We start from the raw sequence: 15550 nt of genomic DNA, 5'->3' as shown, positions 1-15550 counted from the left end.
TATTAACTTAAAATTTAAAGCTATCATGACTCTTAATTGTTGAAGTTAGAATCTTCTTTATTATTACTGTGATGTAAAAAAGTGCTGAAGTATATTATTAAAATTAATAATATATAGCTATTAAATTATTAAAAGTTTATAAAACATCATATTATAATATCATTTTGTTAAATTTCCATAAAAAGTTTATGGAAATGACTCTGAAAATATATTATAATAGTTCCATTGTACTCTTAAAAAAAACGACATAAGAAAGGATGGTACAAATGATAAAGCTAATAGGTGTGCTTATTGTTATAGTAGGCTTTGCACTAAAGTTGGACACGCTGTTTGTGGTTTTACTATCAGGAATCACCACAGGCTTTGTAGCTGGAATGGGTTTTGTAGAAATATTAGAGGTGCTAGGAAGCTCCTTTGTAAATACTAGATATATGACTCTTTTTGTGCTTACACTACCAGTAATAGGTATATGTGAGAGATATGGTCTTAAGGAAAAGGCCGTAGATTTAATAAGACAGGCTAAAGGATTGACCACTGGTAAGATTCTTTCTTTATATCTTATTATAAGAGAAGGAGCTGCAGCACTTTCTGTGAGATTGGGTGGACATCCTCAGTTTGTAAGACCTTTAATAGAGCCTATGGCACAGGGAGCTGCTCAGGCTAATTATGGAGAGGTAAAGGAAGAGGACGTAGAAAAGATTAAGGGAGCAGCAGCTTCTATGGAAAACTTCGGAAACTTCTTCGGTCAGAATGTATTCATGGCAAGCTCTGGAGTTCTTTTAATAGTTGGATCTCTTGCAGAACAGGGGTATGAGGTTTCTGCTGTAGATGTAGCTAAGGCTTCCATACCTGTAGCCCTAATTGCTTTAATAGTAGCCATAGTAAAGAATTATCTATTTGATAAAAAGCTTAAAGCAAAGTACAAGGGGCAAGAGGATAATGGAAAATGATGGTTTTAAAGCTTTCTCTTGATTATTTAGTTGAGATAATATCTATAATATCAGGATTAGGTATGTATTTAATTGCTTATAACAATTTAATAAACAAGGAAAATGACAGAAGGATTATCAAGGTATTATTTTGGGGTGTTTTTGGAACCCTATGTATCTTCCGTAGATGGATGCCTCATGTAGTAGTAGATACTGCTAATATTCTTTTGGTATTATATGTGGTAAATAATTACGTACCTGGTTGGAAGCTTAAAGGAAAATATAAAGGAGAAGAGGGAGTGGCAGAGTAATGAGTATAGAAAAATTATTTGATTATTCCTTAGAGGGATTATATATATTAGCAGGATTACTGATGTACCTTTCCGTTTTTTATGTTATAAAGGACAAGAAAAATGATAGTAGGATTACCACAGCTTTGTTCTGGGGGATTCTTGGTTCTATATTTATATTTGGTAGATGGCTGCCTTCAGTAGTAGTAGGTGCTGCAATAATAGTTATGGGTATCATAACTCTTCTTAAGAAGGTTAAGGTAGGTTCTGTAGCTGAAATCAGTGACAGCTTTAAGCTAGAGCAAGCTAAAAGGATCGGTGGAAAGATATTTGTTCCTTCCATAACTCTAGCGGTAGTAGCCTTTGCTTTTGCTCAGTTTACCTCTAAGCTCTCTGGATTAGCTGGACAGGTAGCAATAGGTGTATCTGCTTTAGTAGCACTAGCAGTGGTGTTTGTTATTACCAGGGCTAAGCCTAAATATATTGCAGAGGATGGAGATAGATTATTAAGACAAGTTGGACCAGCTTCTATACTTCCTCAGCTATTAGCAGCACTAGGAACCTTATTTACAGCGGCAGGAGTAGGAGAGGTAATCTCTAATATGATATCTAATGTTATCCCACAGGGAAACATACTTATAGGAGTAGCTGCTTACTGTATAGGAATGGCTTTATTTACAATAATAATGGGTAACGGCTTTGCAGCCTTCGCTGTTATAACTGCCGGTATTGGTGTTCCATTTGTATATAGCTATGGAGCAAATCCAGCAATAGCCGGAGCACTTGCTCTTACAGCAGGCTTCTGTGGAACTCTTCTGACACCAATGGCAGCAAACTTTAATGTAGTACCAGCAGCTCTTTTAGAAACAAAGAGTAAAAATAGGGTTATAATTTCTCAAGCACCAGTGGCATTAATAATGCTCTTTATACACATTGTGCTGATGTACTACCTAGCCTTTTAATAGTAGAAGTTTATGGTATCATATAAATTAGGCTTCCATGGAAAAAGCCTATTCATTGAGCAATATACTAAAAAGGAGGAATTATAAATGAAGATATTAGTAACTGGCTTTGATCCATTTGGTGGAGAAAAGATAAATCCTGCTTGGGAAGCTGTAAGCAGAATAAAGGATGAGATAGCAGGCGCTGAGGTTATTAAGCTTCAGGTTCCTACAGTTTTCAAAAAGTCCATTGAAAAATTAGAAGCAGGAATAGAAGAACATAAGCCTGATGCAGTAATATGCGTAGGACAGGCAGGCGGACGCTTTGATGTAACTCCTGAAAGAGTTGCTATTAATATAGATGATGCAAGAATAAAGGATAATGAAGGAAATCAGCCCATAGACCTTCCGGTATATGAGGATGGAGCTCCAGCTTACTTTACTACCCTTCCAGTAAAGGCAATAGTAAAGGAAATAAATGAAGCAGGACTTCCTTCTACCTTATCCAATACTGCAGGAACCTTTGTGTGCAACCACATAATGTACGGAGCTTTATATCTTGCAGATAAAAAATATCCAAACATGAGAGCAGGCTTTATCCACGTTCCATACATACCACAGCAGGTAGTGGACAAAAAAGGAGCCCCTTCCATGGCTTTAGAGGATATAGTTAAGTCATTAGAAGCTGCTGTTAAGGCAGTAGTAGAAAATAACCAGGATATTAAGGCTACTGGGGGGACAATCTGCTAAAATAGAAAATCGTTAATCTGGGTCTCAGCATATGGGGACTCAGATTTTTTTGTATATATTTAAGCAGGATAAATACAAAATGCCGTTGAAAATCTTTGATAACTATTTAACTATTCTTCCATTGAACTTTATATCGTATTAAAATATAATTGATAAAATATTCTGTTATTTAAATATTAATTATGAAACAAAGTTGTAAGTATAAGCATCGAGGGTTGGCCTGAAAAGAATATATTTATAAGTGTTTTTAGGAGATGCTATGAAGATGCAATCTAAATTATCCCCTTCAGTAATTTTAGAGTATAAAAAGTGTACTGGTTGTACAGCCTGTGTAAAAGGGTGTCCAACTAATGCCATAAGGGTACGTAATAAAAAAGCAGTTATTAAAAAAGATCTATGTATTGATTGTGGTGAGTGTATAAGAGTCTGCCCAAGTAAAGCAAAAAAAGCAGTATACGACCATTTTGATCAGTTAAAAAAGAATTATAAATGGTCTGTGGTTTTAGTTCCGCCATCTCTTTATGGCCAGTTTAGCCAGCTTTTTGATGTTAATTTTGTGCTTACTGGTCTTATTAACATGGGATTTAATGATGTCTTTGAGGTTTCAAGGGCTGCAGAAATCATTTCTCTGCGGACTAAAAGCATCGTAGCTAATAGAAATTATCAAAAGCCTCTAATTAACTCCTCCTGTCCAGTGGTAGTAAAGCTCATAGAGTCCAAGTATCCTGACTTATTGGATAATATAATACCAGTTATTTCTCCTGTGAAGCTTGCAGCTAGAATGGCCAGAGATGAAGCTGTAGAGAAGACAGGCTATGCATCTGAAGATATAGGAGTGTTTTTTATATCGCCTTGTCCAGGATATGTAACAGAGGAAGGCAATTATGATAATAAGAGCTCTGAGCTTAGTGGTATATTATCAATTAATGAAATATATCTGCCCTTGTTAAAGGAAATGAATAAAATACAAAACCCAACTTTCATATCAACAGCTAGCTCCACAGGTATAGAATGGGCCATAACTGGAGGAGAAGCAGCTGTCTTAGATTGCGATAAATACCTGTCTGCCGATGGTATTGAAAATATCATTAAGGTCCTTGATGAAATAGAAAATGAACGATTAATCCGTGTTGATTTTGCAGAGCTTAATGCTTGTACTGGAGGATGTGTAGGAGGGGTCTTTACTGTTGAAAATCCTTTTCTAGCAAAGACTAGAATTATTAAGCTTTCTAAGGAATATGCCTGTAAAAGCTCAGGAATTTCTCAAGACTCTATTGATAAATATTCATCTGTACTTGAAAGAAGGTTTACCTATAGACCGGTTATGACGCTGGATAACAATATTTTAGGAGCCCTGGAGAAGATCAAGAAAATAGAAAAGCTTACCGGTGAGTTTCCTGGTCTTGATTGTGGTGCTTGTGGCGCTCCTTCTTGTAAAGTTCTAGCGGAGGACATAGTTAATGGATGGGCTAATAAGGATGATTGTCCGCTTATAAAAAGTACATAGGATTAAGAACATATTATTGGGATTTTGTAGAGAAACCTTAGGAAGGCGGTAATGCCTTCCTTTTATATTTCTAAGATAAACAGAGAGCAGAATTAATAGATGTCTTATTTTTACTTGATAGCATGAATTTTATAAACTTATTCTCTTATCTATTTACTATAAAAAATATATAAAAATTACAAAAAGCACTTCATAACCACAAAAGAAAAATGTATAATTATAATTATTATATGAATATTTATACATTTACTAATATACTGACACATTCCATATTATAAGAAGCAGCTTATTAATACGTTGCAAGGAGGATACCAATGAATATAGAAAAGTTTGAGATTGAACAGTGGATGAATGATTATGAAGACAGAGCTCAGTACAATATAGCAGAAAGCTGTGCTGATATTCTTTCCTTAGAGGAGCTTTTAGAAATAGTAGGAGAGGATAAGGCAGCTTATATGGAAGGGCTTCTTTCCATGAAGCTTACCTATGGAAGTATACCAGGAGGGGAGGAGCTGAAGGAAGGGATATGCAGACTTTATAAGGATATAAGGAAAGAAGAGGTTCTTTCTACTCATGGAGGGATAGGAGGAAATAACTCTGTACTCTTTTCTTTATTAGAAGAAGGAGATGAGGTTGTAGCCTTATATCCAACCTATCAGCAGCTTTATTCAGTGCCAGAATCCATAGGAGCTAAGGTAAAATATTTAAAAACTAAAAAGGAAGATAACTTTCTTCCAAGGGTTGAAGAACTGAAAAAGCTTATAACAAATAAAACAAAGCTTATATGCATAAATAATCCCAATAATCCTACAGGAGCTTTAATTTCAGAAGCTACTTTAAGGGAGATTGCCTCTGAAGCAGGAAGGGTTGGAGCTTATATCCTTTGTGATGAGGCTTATAGAGGCTTAAGTCATGATGGAAGCTATGCTTATTCTATAGTAGATATCTATGAAAAAGGAATAAGCACAGGAAGCATGTCTAAGGTTTTTTCGTTGCCAGGGCTAAGAATTGGATGGATAGCTACCAAGGCAAAAGAGGTTATTGATAAGCTGTTAGAGAGAAGAGATTATGACATAATCAGCTGCAGTATGATAGATGAAGCTATAGCTGCCTTAGCTCTAAAAAATGCAGATAAGCTCATCAAAAGAAATTTAACCCTTGTAAATAGAAATATAGAGGTTTTAGATAGATGGATAAGTAGGGAGGAGCATTTTTCTTATATAAAACCAAAGGCTAGCACAGTAACTCTTTTGTTCTATGACTTCCCAATATCCTCAAAGGAATTTTCCTTGAGGCTTTTAGAGAAAACAGGGGTGTTTTTAACTCCAGGATCCTGCTTTGGAGTGGAAGGCTCCTTAAGAATAGGCTATGCTGCTTCAATAGAGGTTTTAGAAAAGGCATTGGAGCTTTTATCACAGTTTTCAAAGAAGCTGTCCCGGGCAGCGTAATATTGACAAAGGATTTAGGATATAATAGAATTAATAAAACTCTTTAAACTTACATTAATATTGAGCATAAATTCAACGGGCAAGGGGCTTGTCATCATGCCTGGTTATTAAGCTTAACAGCAGATGAAATGATATCTGTGGGACAGTAGCTGTTATCTATTGCTCCATGGATTTTTTATTTTGCACTTTTAAAGTTATATAAAAAAAGAGGTCAGGGATACATTTATTCTTAGGAGTGGATATTATGATGAATTTTTTAATTAGAAAATTTATAAAGAATTATGAAAATGTTGATAGGGCCTCTGTACGTACCGACTACGGGAAGTTTTCCAGTATCGTAGGAATTATCTGCAATGGGCTGCTTTTTATAAGCAAAATCCTTGTGGGAACCCTATCTGGTTCTGTAGCTATCACTGCCGATGCCTTTAATAATCTTTCTGATGCATCCTCCAGTATAATAAGCCTCCTGGGCTTTAAGCTGGCTAGTAAGCCTGCCGATGAGGAGCATCCTTATGGACATGGGCGATATGAATATCTTGCAGGACTTACGGTAGCTGTTCTCATCATGGTTATTGGAGTAGAGCTTTTTCAAGGAAGCTTTGATAAAATTCTAAATCCTACCCCTGTGGAGTTTCGATGGATATCTGTGGTGGTACTTTTGTTATCAATTTTTTTAAAGCTTTGGATGGCCTCCTTTAATAAAAAAATTGGGAAGAGGATTTCTTCTCAGACCCTCATAGCCACTGCTGCTGATAGTAGAAACGATGTTATCACTACCTCTGGAGTACTGTTTGCTTCGGTGTTTTCTCATCTTACAAATATCAATCTTGATGGATGGGTTGGTCTTGGTGTAGCTCTATTTATTCTGTATAGTGGCTTTGGACTTATTAGGGATACCCTGGACCCTCTTGTAGGTAAGGCACCAGAGATGGCTTTTGTAGAGGAAATTCAAAATAAGATACTCAGCTATCCTCGAGTACTGGGAACTCATGATCTAATCCTTCATGACTATGGTCCTGGAAGACAGTTTGCAAGTGTTCACGTGGAAATGGCAGCGGAGGAGGATGTTATTGAAAGTCATGATGTCATTGATAACATAGAAAGGGATTTTTTGAAGGAAAAAGGTCTTCATCTGATTATCCACTTTGACCCCATAGCTACCAAGGATTCTGTGATAGCAAATATCCGTCAATGGCTCTCTGAAGAAGTAAAAATTATTGATCCTAAGCTGACGATTCATGATTTGCGTGTAGTTCCAGGAACAACTCATACAAACCTAATTTTTGATTGTGTTGCTCCAAGAGGATTAGAAATGACAGATGGGGAGCTAAAAGCAGCAATAGGCATACTGGTTAAAAAGACCTATTCAGATTACTATTGCTCTATCACTGTAGATAGAAGCTATTCGCCACTTCCTCCTGTTGGCTAGATAACCTTTATTTGAGGAAAAAACTTGCAATAAACTCTATAAAGAATAATAATTAAATTGATATTTTTATTCTGATAAGTGTAAGTAAATAGATGGGAGATGTTCTGTATGGCTAATAAGGTTGTACCTATTACCCTGCTTACGGGTTATTTAGGAGCTGGGAAGACAACACTGATAAATCATGTACTGAGTAATCAGGAAGGCTATAAGGTAGCGGTGATAGTTAATGATATTGGAGAGGTAAATATAGATGCAGAGCTAATTGCCAGGGGTGGTGCTGTAACGGAGAAGGAGGAGAGCCTAGTTCCTCTAACCAATGGTTGCATCTGCTGCAGCTTAAAGGATGATCTCTTGGAGCAGCTTTCCGAGCTTTTAGAAGCAGGCACCTTTGACTATATATTGATAGAAGCCAGTGGTGTCTGTGAGCCTATTCCCATAGTACAGACCATAAGCTTATTAGAAGGAAGAGGCAAAAAAGGCGACCTTCCTGAAATCTGTACCTTAGATAATGTAGTAGCTGTGGTGGATGCTTTGAGGCTGGTGGATGAGTTTACATCAGGAAATAGACTTCTCAGGAAGGATTTGCAGGAGGAGGACATTGAGAATCTTCTAATCCAGCAGATAGAGTTCTGTAATACAATAATTCTCAATAAGGTTGATGAGGTTACAGAAGAAGAGCTGAAGGAGGTTATGGCTGTAATAAGGAAGCTACAGCCCTCTGTTAAGATAATCGAAACAAACTATGCCAAGGTAGCTGTAGAGGAGATAATGAATACAGGAGCCTTCAACTTCCAGAAGGCAGGAATGGCAGCAGGCTGGGTTCAGGCTCTTCAAGAGGAAGGTCATGGTCATAGCCACAGCCATGAAGGTAATCATGCTCATCATCATGAAGAGGGTTATGGACATAATCATGATTCTCATACAGAGGAATATGGTATCAGCTCCTTTGTATACTACAGAAGAGAGCCCTTCAGCAGGGAAAAGTTCATAGCTTGGGTTGATTCCTGGCCTAAAAATATCATCCGCTGTAAGGGAATGCTTTATTTTGCAGAGGAAGACCACATGGCTTATATATTTGAACAGGCAGGGAGCCAGATTCATGCACTCCCTTCTGGAAGATGGATAGCCTCCGGTACAAAGCTTCAAAAGGAAAAAGCTCTTTCTGAGGATGAAAAGCTTCGTGATATATGGCATGAGGACTATGGAGATAGAATGATTAAGCTGGTTTTCATAGGTAAGGATATAGATAAGGAAGGGATTATTAAGGCTCTAGATGGCTGCCTTACAGATTTGGACAGTTATTAATTATTGAAGCTGACTTTACTGGTAAGTATATTAATTGTTCAAGCTGATTATAATGAAAAGCATATTGATATATTACAAATTAAGGATGTCCAAACTGGACATCCTTTTTACTATACTTATCTCACCATTCTCTTAAAATGCTCCAGCCTAGAGGCTTCTCCTATAAGAGCTTCTCCAGCTCCTCTTTAAGCTTCAACCAATCCTCTTCATAGCCTTTATGAAATTCACTGCTCTGGTTATAGATTAGTGAAGATGGATGATACATGGGAAATATGTATCTTTTAAGCTCTTCATTATAATAAAGCCTTCCATGACATTCCCCTATAGATTTAAAAGGAGTTACTCTTTTTAGAGGTACATTTCCTAAGGTTACAATAATTTTAGGATCTGTATACTCAATCTCCATATCCACCACCTCACGGAAAAGCTCTATCTCCTTAGGCTTTGGTGGACGATTGCTCACGGTCTGCCTTCCGGTCTTTCCAACCTTATATTTAATAGGTCTTAAGAAGCAGGTATTGGTTATTCTGATTTCCTCTCTCTTAAGCCCCAGCATATCTAAGTATCTTTGAAAGTTCTTTCCTGCTGCCCCTACAAAGGGCTTCTTTTGCTCAACCTCATTCTTTCCAGGAGCCTCTCCCAAAAATAATATAGGAGCAGGCATTGGTCCATCTCCTGTTATCCAGCCACCTGTAGGCTCCTCATCATAAGCTTCAGCAAGGGAAATTATCTTATCCCTTAAGGTATCCTCCATACTCATAATTTGTCCTCCTTTTATACGGCTATATAGTATTATTAGCTCCTATAATATATTTTACTTACTGTCTATAGGAATAGGCATTATTTTCGTGCTCTATAGAAAAACCAGTATCTAGATACAGGGAAATAGCTTTTTCATTATCTCCATCTACAATTAAATCTATTTCTTCTGCAGAAAGCTCAGTAAAAGCAATTTGACATAAGTGATTGAGAATTGCTCTACCATAGCCTTGATGGCGACTATCCTCTCTTACTCCTATAACTTCTGCAGAGGCTTCTTTTCTACCTTTCAAGCGCAGGACTCCATATGCAAGGACCTTATGATTATCTGTTATTGTATAGACTCTGCGAGTACCTTCTTCAAGTGAAGATAATATATCTGCACCTGAAATATAAGCATCAGGGAAAATGCCGTCGTGGAGGGCTGCCATAAATTGATATTCTGTCTCCTGAAGCTTATGAGGTATTCTAGTAGAAGTCTTCTGGTTCCATTTATCGTGATGAAGCAGCAGATGATATTCATTTATCATTTTTGTTGCTCCTATACCATCTAAAAATTCACGGCATGAGCTGTTTTCTTTAGGAAAGAAAAAGTTATACTGCATACCTTCTCCAAAAGTATTTCGAGCTGCAGAGAACATACTCCACGCTGCATCGTTATAGTCTGTCTGAACTTCATCAATGAGGAGTGAGCAGTCTGATGTATTTCTGCTGTAATCTACATAGCAGGATAATACTCCAACAATATGATGATTTTTTATACAGCAGAAGCTAGTGGCCATATTATTAGAAAAATCCCCTAGGATAGACTCTAATTCATGGCAGCAGTAAGCTGAGCTACTGCTATAGTTTTTATTAAGACCGTATGCAAGAGCAGCGGCCTCCTGAATATTATTTTTTTCCATTGTTAGAATATCCATACTTAACCTTCTTTCTAATTCTGTTTTTCTTTCTATTGTGGAATAAAGTTATATTACCAGTATATACCATTTTGTGGTTTGTATAAATGTTCCAATATAGAATATCTTTTTATCGTATGGATAAATAAAAGTATTCCACAAAATCAACTAAAAATTTCGGGATAAGTGTGGATAATTATAGGAAATCATCTTCACGCTGTTAATAAATATAATATCAGAAGGGGATAACCTTTGCTATAATATTGTTATTGGATAAATATAGTTAAAGTATATTAGAAAAGTTATAAGGGAGAAGAATTTATGGCAGATGTAGAAGGGACTTTATATAGGGAGTTATCAAAGAAGTACCGATGTACTCCTGAGGAGATAGTTAATAGTGAAAATATATTTGTACTGGGAGAGAAGCAGGAGCCAATGCTGGAGCTTTTATGTATTAACGGAAAGCTGGTTGTTAAGGCTGGCGAGGAGCTTTTGCCCTGGTGCAAGGAAAAATACAAGGATGTTGATGGTGCGTGGTTTACTGACTTTGGTTACCTCAGGAGCCTTGATAACAAGCTACAGGGAATAGGACACTATATAGCAGATATACATCATTACTATATCCCGGGAAAGGATGTTGTAATACCTAAGGACAGCTATGAGCTCAAATGGTTTAATAAAGAAGAAATTTTAAGCTTTAAGGATGATGAGAGATTTGATGAGGCCTTTGCTTTTAATGAAGAAACTCCAGATGTTTTGGCAGTGGCTGCTGTGGAGAATGGAGAAATACTGGGGATGGCAGGAGCCAGCATGGATTATAAAAATCTATGGCAGATTGGAATAAATGTTATCCCTGAGGCTCAGGGGAAGGGAATAGGTACCTACCTGGTAACCCACCTTAAAAATGAGCTTCTTAATAGAGGTGTAGTTCCCTTTTATGGAACCATGGGATCTCATGCAAGGTCACAAAGAATTGCTGTTAAAGCTGGCTTTATGCCAACCTGGACAGCTACCTATAGCGAAAGAAAATAACAAAAAAGAAATCAGGAAGGATTGTTTATGCATATAAGTAAGGATAACTTAAAGGGTAAATTAATAGCTGCAGTGCTTCTATTAGCTTGGATGGTGGTTATATTTGTTTTTTCAGCCATGCCTGCTGAAGTCTCAGATGAAAAGAGCAGGCTTATTGTTAATATATTGGAGGCTCTAGGACTTAACACAGAAGGTACTCTAGCTGACTTAGCTAACCATCTAGTAAGAAAAAGTGCTCATTTCATAGAATATGCACTGCTATATCTACTAGCTTTAAATCTGATGAGATATTATTTTACCTTTAATAAGGCCTTTCTCATAAGCTTGGCTGTAGTTTTTCTATATGCTTGTACCGATGAATTTCATCAGCTTTTTGTTCCAGGAAGGGCAGGACGCTTTAGTGATGTAATGATAGATACCGCCGGTGGATTTACCACAATGGTGCTTACGAAGGTTGTTGCCATCTTCAAAAAAAAGTAAGAGTTGAAAGTAATATTTTATTTAGGAGAGAATAAAATGGGCAGAGTTGTCAGATGTCAGGCAGTTGTTCTAAAGGATGATAAAATACTTGTTTTAAGGCAATACAACTATAAAAGGCAGAAGGAGTACTGGCTACTGCCAGGGGGAGGATTAGAGGAGAATGAGACTACGGAGCAGTGTATCCTTAGAGAGCTGAGGGAGGAAACTGGTCTAAAGGTTGAAATTAAGGAAATTCTCTTTGATGAACCTGGTAATGGATTTGATCCGTATCAAAGGTATGTCACCTTCTTATGTACACCTCTTAAGGACAGTGTTGGAGCTGCAGGAAATGAAACTGTGAGCTATAGAAAAATCCTTGAGCTTAAGTGGATTTCAGCCACTGATGAAAAGCAATGGAATAAATATATATTGACAGAACAGTTTTATCCATCTATGAAGAAGATAAAGGATAGGCTTGAGGTAAAAGCATTAGTAGGAGGGATAAAGGTATGAGGATTGAGAGAATAATTTCTGAAATCGATAACCTGGAATTAGAGCTTGCCATAATAGAACCGAAAATTGCCCCAAAAGAAATCATCCAGTTAACCCATGGTATGGCAGAGCACAAGGGTAGATACTATGATTTTATGGAATATTTAGCTGAGCAAGGATACATTTGTGTAATCCACGATCACAGAGGCCATGGAGCTAGTGTAAGAAAAAAAGAAGACCTAGGATATTTTTATAGTGAGGATATTAATTGCATTATTGATGATTTGCATCAGGTTACAAAGTTTATAAAGAAAAGATATGAAGGACTTGAGGTAATCTTATTCGGTCATAGTATGGGGACCTTGGTAGCTAGTAACTATTTAAAGAAATATGACTCGCAAATAAAAAAGCTGGTATTATGTGGACCACCAACGGCAAATCCATTAACTCCATTAGCTATCTTTATGGCAAAGGGATTGAAGCTCGCTAAGGGTGATAGACATATAAATAAATTTTTGAATAAACTATCCTTCGGCAATTATAACAAAGGAAACGAGCTGGAATTTCAATGGTTATCTACAAACACAGAAATAGTAAACAAATATAATGAAGACTCTTTATGCGGATATATATTTACAACTAACGGCTTCATAAATCTGTACAAGCTCCTTAAGGAAGCCTTCAATAAAAAGAATTGGGATATAGGAAATGAGGAGCTAGACATCTTCGTCATAGCCGGTAAGGATGATCCGGTAATACAAAATGAAGATAAGTTCAATAGTCTGATAAGCTTTTTAAAGGATGTTGGCTACAGTAATGTTGACTCAAAGCTATACCAGGGTAAAAGGCATGAATTACTCAATGAAATAGGAAAAGAAGAAATATATCAGGATGTATTAGAGTTTATTGAAAAGTAGCGATAAGGCTACCAGCAGGGATGTTGGTAGCCTAATAATTAGAATTCATCTTCATGATTCTTAAAAAACTCATAATAAATACGAACATTTTCTAGTTCAGTCCACTTCTTTACATCAACTATATCCTCGTCAAGGTCATATATCTTAGCACCATTCATAGCCAATAAAAAGGGGGAGTGGGTAGATATCACAAACTGACAGCCTAAATACCTAGCAGAGTCCTCAATAAATCTAACTAGTTCTAACTGACGCCTGGGTGAGAGACTATTTTCTGGTTCATCTAAAAGATATAGTCCATTTTCTCCTATTTTTTCTGTAAAATATAAAAAGGCACTTTCACCGTTAGAATATTCCCGTACATTATCCATTAATGAAGCTCTTACATACTTAGACTGTGTTAAGCTTCTTGACATGTTTACTTTCTTAAGCTCTTCATAATCATCCAAGGATTTCATCTGGAATTTTGAGTACTTTGCTTCTAAATAATCCTCAAATATTTCCTCGCGTTTATTGTCAATTCCTTCATTGATATTTCTGATATGGAGCATATAATCAAACACATCATCACTGGTAATTATCCTGCTTCCTTTAGGAATTTTCTTTGTTATCTTCATGTCACATAAGTTTACATAATCAAGATAAAAATTAGACTTGTTATATATAGAATCCCTGAGGAGCTCAGCTTTTTCAGCAATAACATTTAAAGCAGTGGATTTTCCTGTACCATTTCCACCGTATAAAATTGTTATGGGCTCAAAATCAATTCTTTCAAATTGATGTGCAGATAATATTTGAAAGGGATAAAAGGTATCATAGCAGGTTCTTTTTATTCCTGTGAAGAAACTAAACTCAGCATCCCTATTAGGGAAGGTGAAGCTTTCTAAGTAAATCATAGAATTCTCCTTATAGTATTACATATCCTTATTTTCGTAAATTTTAAGAGATATTAAATAGGATAGATACATTATAAGTATAACAAATAATGGTGATATTATTAGAAGAATTCGAAGAATATTCTCCGATGGAAGCCCTATTCCTAGCTTTTGAAGGATATATGTAAGTATAAAGGGCACTGCTGCACAGCCTAATATAATAATACGGCTTCTTTCTACTCCGAATTTATAGATTAAAGGTAGCAGTAGGCTTATAAATATACATGCCATAGCTACAAGACCGTATAGTGTTAGCAGGCTTTCTATTATATCTAGTTTACCATCAAAATATCTAAAGGCTATATCTATTAAAAATGAAGCTACAGAGCCTATGGCTAAAAAAATAACTGCTAAAAGATATTTGCTTCTTACTATATCAGCTCTTGTTATGGGAAGTGATAAGGCGTATTTATCCCATTTAGCTATATCATCATAGCTGAAGGAGGAGATAAATTGAATGGCAAATAAGAAAAGAATCATTCCACTTAAAAAGGGGGCATCTCCTGAAATCCTAAAAATTGCAATATAGAAGATTGTAATAAGAGATAAGGTTTTAAGGTTCTTTTTAAGATTTAATATATCCTTCAGTATTAATCCGCTCATTATTTATCCCTCCTTGTATATAAAAGCATGATATCCTCAAAGGTTGGTTTATCGATGATAAAGTTATTGTACCTTCCTGAAAGCTTCTGTCTGTCTTTAATAAGTACATTATAGCCAAAGGAGCTTTTCTCAAAGGCAACGATTGACTCTTCATCTAAGGTTTTAAAATCCTCTGCACCACACCTTAAAATTCCATGGCTATCTAAGATGCCATCCTTTTCTTCACTAAAGACAATTTCGCCCTGATGGATAAAGGTTATATAATCAGCTATCTTTTCTAAGTCGCTTGTTATATGAGAAGAAATTAAAATACTGTGTTCTTCGTCCTGAATAAAGTCCAGAAGTACGTCTAATATTTCATTTCTTACCAGGGGATCAAGACCGCTAGTGGCCTCATCCAAAATAAGTAGCTTTGGATTATGGGATAGGGCTACAGCAATGGATAGCTTCATTTTCATTCCCCTAGAATATTCCTTGATAATCTTTTTCTCTGGAAGCTTAAACTTTTTAAGGTAGCTATCAAATACAGGAGAATCCCAATTCTTATATACTTTGCTCATAATAGATGATACATCCTTTGAATTAAGGTTATCATGAAAGTAGCTTTCATCTAGCACTACACCTAATTGTTCCTTGATTTCTTTTTCATTTCTTATATTATCCAACCCAAAAATCTTGATATCACCGCTTTTTCTTTTAATAAGGTTTAAGATAAGCTTTATTGTGGTGCTTTTACCAGCACCATTTTCACCTATAAGACCCATAATGCTTCCTTTAGGCAAATTTAAGTTTATATCTTTGAGTTTAAATTCACCATAATCCTTAGATAAATTATTGATTTCTAAGATGTTTTTCAAG

General features: G+C 36.2%; 16 protein-coding genes and 1 pseudogene. 12 read left to right on the top strand and 5 right to left on the bottom strand.

Annotated features, from left to right (window positions below; all coding sequences use genetic code 11):
* Positions 1-266: 266 nt before the first annotated feature.
* The 8 genes from ACPWSR_RS05335 (at position 267) to ACPWSR_RS05300 (ending at position 8599) form a co-directional block, all read left to right on the top strand.
* Positions 267-950 carry a DUF969 domain-containing protein gene (locus ACPWSR_RS05335; RefSeq protein ID WP_426350666.1) on the top strand — a complete coding sequence of 228 codons (684 nt, stop codon included), beginning with the start codon at positions 267-269 and terminating at the stop codon, positions 948-950.
* Complete coding sequence (locus ACPWSR_RS05330; protein ID WP_426350665.1) at positions 947-1240, top strand: 5-oxoproline transporter, DUF979 family subunit; 294 nt, start codon at positions 947-949, stop codon at positions 1238-1240. Before ACPWSR_RS05335 ends, ACPWSR_RS05330 begins: the two co-directional genes overlap by 4 nt.
* A gap of 5 nt (positions 1241-1245) precedes the next feature.
* Entirely contained in the window at positions 1246-2181 is a 936-nt protein-coding gene (locus ACPWSR_RS05325) for a DUF979 domain-containing protein (RefSeq protein ID WP_426351353.1), read from the top strand.
* A gap of 87 nt (positions 2182-2268) precedes the next feature.
* Complete coding sequence (gene pcp / locus ACPWSR_RS05320; protein WP_426350664.1) at positions 2269-2910, top strand: pyroglutamyl-peptidase I; 642 nt, start codon at positions 2269-2271, stop codon at positions 2908-2910.
* 259 nt (positions 2911-3169) lie between these two features.
* Positions 3170-4417, top strand: coding sequence for a [Fe-Fe] hydrogenase large subunit C-terminal domain-containing protein (locus ACPWSR_RS05315; RefSeq protein ID WP_426350663.1), 1248 nt, complete (start codon positions 3170-3172; stop codon positions 4415-4417).
* Positions 4418-4731: 314 nt separating this feature from the next.
* On the top strand, positions 4732-5865 hold the full coding sequence (locus ACPWSR_RS05310) for an aminotransferase (RefSeq protein WP_426350662.1): 1134 nt from the start codon (positions 4732-4734) through the stop codon (positions 5863-5865).
* A gap of 244 nt (positions 5866-6109) precedes the next feature.
* Positions 6110-7294: a cation diffusion facilitator family transporter gene (locus ACPWSR_RS05305; RefSeq protein ID WP_426350661.1), complete on the top strand. Its 1185-nt coding sequence runs from the start codon at positions 6110-6112 to the stop codon at positions 7292-7294.
* A 108-nt stretch (positions 7295-7402) separates the two neighbouring features.
* Positions 7403-8599: a GTP-binding protein gene (locus ACPWSR_RS05300; RefSeq protein WP_426350660.1), complete on the top strand. Its 1197-nt coding sequence runs from the start codon at positions 7403-7405 to the stop codon at positions 8597-8599.
* 160 nt (positions 8600-8759) lie between these two features.
* Here the strand turns inward: ACPWSR_RS05300 and ACPWSR_RS05295 are convergent, their stop codons facing one another.
* Both ACPWSR_RS05295 and ACPWSR_RS05290 read right to left on the bottom strand, forming a co-directional pair.
* Entirely contained in the window at positions 8760-9359 is a 600-nt protein-coding gene (locus ACPWSR_RS05295) for a uracil-DNA glycosylase (protein ID WP_426350659.1), read from the bottom strand.
* A 58-nt stretch (positions 9360-9417) separates the two neighbouring features.
* Positions 9418-10278 (bottom strand): GNAT family N-acetyltransferase, encoded by an 861-nt coding sequence (locus ACPWSR_RS05290; RefSeq protein ID WP_426350658.1) that lies wholly within the window; start codon positions 10276-10278, stop codon positions 9418-9420.
* A gap of 300 nt (positions 10279-10578) precedes the next feature.
* On the opposite strand from ACPWSR_RS05290, the gene ACPWSR_RS05285 reads away from it, so the two are divergent.
* Genes ACPWSR_RS05285 through ACPWSR_RS05270 form a run of 4 tightly spaced genes read left to right on the top strand, consistent with a single transcriptional unit; the run spans position 10579 to position 13157 of the window.
* Entirely contained in the window at positions 10579-11289 is a 711-nt protein-coding gene (locus ACPWSR_RS05285; RefSeq protein WP_426350657.1) for a GNAT family N-acetyltransferase, read from the top strand.
* A gap of 27 nt (positions 11290-11316) precedes the next feature.
* The gene (locus tag ACPWSR_RS05280) at positions 11317-11769 is read left to right on the top strand and encodes a VanZ family protein (RefSeq protein WP_426350656.1); all 453 of its coding nucleotides are present in this window, start codon (positions 11317-11319) and stop codon (positions 11767-11769) included.
* A gap of 36 nt (positions 11770-11805) precedes the next feature.
* Entirely contained in the window at positions 11806-12261 is a 456-nt protein-coding gene (locus ACPWSR_RS05275; RefSeq protein ID WP_426350655.1) for an NUDIX domain-containing protein, read from the top strand.
* The gene (locus ACPWSR_RS05270) at positions 12258-13157 is read left to right on the top strand and encodes an alpha/beta fold hydrolase (protein WP_426350654.1); all 900 of its coding nucleotides are present in this window, start codon (positions 12258-12260) and stop codon (positions 13155-13157) included. The genes ACPWSR_RS05275 and ACPWSR_RS05270 overlap by 4 nt, the downstream gene beginning before the upstream one ends.
* A gap of 38 nt (positions 13158-13195) precedes the next feature.
* Here the strand turns inward: ACPWSR_RS05270 and ACPWSR_RS05265 are convergent.
* The 3 genes and pseudogenes from ACPWSR_RS05265 to ACPWSR_RS05255 form a co-directional block, all read right to left on the bottom strand.
* Positions 13196-13945, bottom strand: a pseudogene (locus ACPWSR_RS05265) (AAA family ATPase); the annotation flags it as partial.
* Between the two features lie 123 nt (positions 13946-14068).
* Positions 14069-14692 carry an ABC-2 transporter permease gene (locus ACPWSR_RS05260; protein ID WP_426350653.1) on the bottom strand — a complete coding sequence of 208 codons (624 nt, stop codon included), beginning with the start codon at positions 14690-14692 and terminating at the stop codon, positions 14069-14071.
* A complete protein-coding gene (locus ACPWSR_RS05255) occupies positions 14692-15549 on the bottom strand; it encodes an ABC transporter ATP-binding protein (protein ID WP_426350652.1) in 858 nt (285 codons plus the stop codon). Before ACPWSR_RS05255 ends, ACPWSR_RS05260 begins: the two co-directional genes overlap by 1 nt.
* Between the last annotated feature and the right edge of the window lies 1 nt (position 15550).

The sequence above is a fragment of the Alloiococcus sp. CFN-8 genome, assembly GCF_049943125.1.
GTDB lineage: Bacteria > Bacillota > Clostridia > Clostridiales > Clostridiaceae > JAEXZL01.
The sequence above is the reverse complement of the archived record's forward strand: the minus strand, read 5'-3'. Positions and strand labels throughout refer to the sequence as shown.

Coding starts and splice junctions, on each gene's coding strand:
- ACPWSR_RS05335 (WP_426350666.1), top strand. CDS start 267: ATGATAAAGCTAATAGGTGTGCTTATTGTTATAGTAGGCTTTGCACTA.
- ACPWSR_RS05330 (WP_426350665.1), top strand. CDS start 947: ATGATGGTTTTAAAGCTTTCTCTTGATTATTTAGTTGAGATAATATCT.
- pcp (WP_426350664.1), top strand. CDS start 2,269: ATGAAGATATTAGTAACTGGCTTTGATCCATTTGGTGGAGAAAAGATA.
- ACPWSR_RS05315 (WP_426350663.1), top strand. CDS start 3,170: ATGAAGATGCAATCTAAATTATCCCCTTCAGTAATTTTAGAGTATAAA.
- ACPWSR_RS05310 (WP_426350662.1), top strand. CDS start 4,732: ATGAATATAGAAAAGTTTGAGATTGAACAGTGGATGAATGATTATGAA.
- ACPWSR_RS05305 (WP_426350661.1), top strand. CDS start 6,110: ATGATGAATTTTTTAATTAGAAAATTTATAAAGAATTATGAAAATGTT.
- ACPWSR_RS05300 (WP_426350660.1), top strand. CDS start 7,403: ATGGCTAATAAGGTTGTACCTATTACCCTGCTTACGGGTTATTTAGGA.
- ACPWSR_RS05295 (WP_426350659.1), bottom strand. CDS start 9,359: ATGAGTATGGAGGATACCTTAAGGGATAAGATAATTTCCCTTGCTGAA.
- ACPWSR_RS05290 (WP_426350658.1), bottom strand. CDS start 10,278: ATGGATATTCTAACAATGGAAAAAAATAATATTCAGGAGGCCGCTGCT.
- ACPWSR_RS05285 (WP_426350657.1), top strand. CDS start 10,579: ATGGCAGATGTAGAAGGGACTTTATATAGGGAGTTATCAAAGAAGTAC.
- ACPWSR_RS05280 (WP_426350656.1), top strand. CDS start 11,317: ATGCATATAAGTAAGGATAACTTAAAGGGTAAATTAATAGCTGCAGTG.
- ACPWSR_RS05275 (WP_426350655.1), top strand. CDS start 11,806: ATGGGCAGAGTTGTCAGATGTCAGGCAGTTGTTCTAAAGGATGATAAA.
- ACPWSR_RS05270 (WP_426350654.1), top strand. CDS start 12,258: ATGAGGATTGAGAGAATAATTTCTGAAATCGATAACCTGGAATTAGAG.
- ACPWSR_RS05260 (WP_426350653.1), bottom strand. CDS start 14,692: ATGAGCGGATTAATACTGAAGGATATATTAAATCTTAAAAAGAACCTT.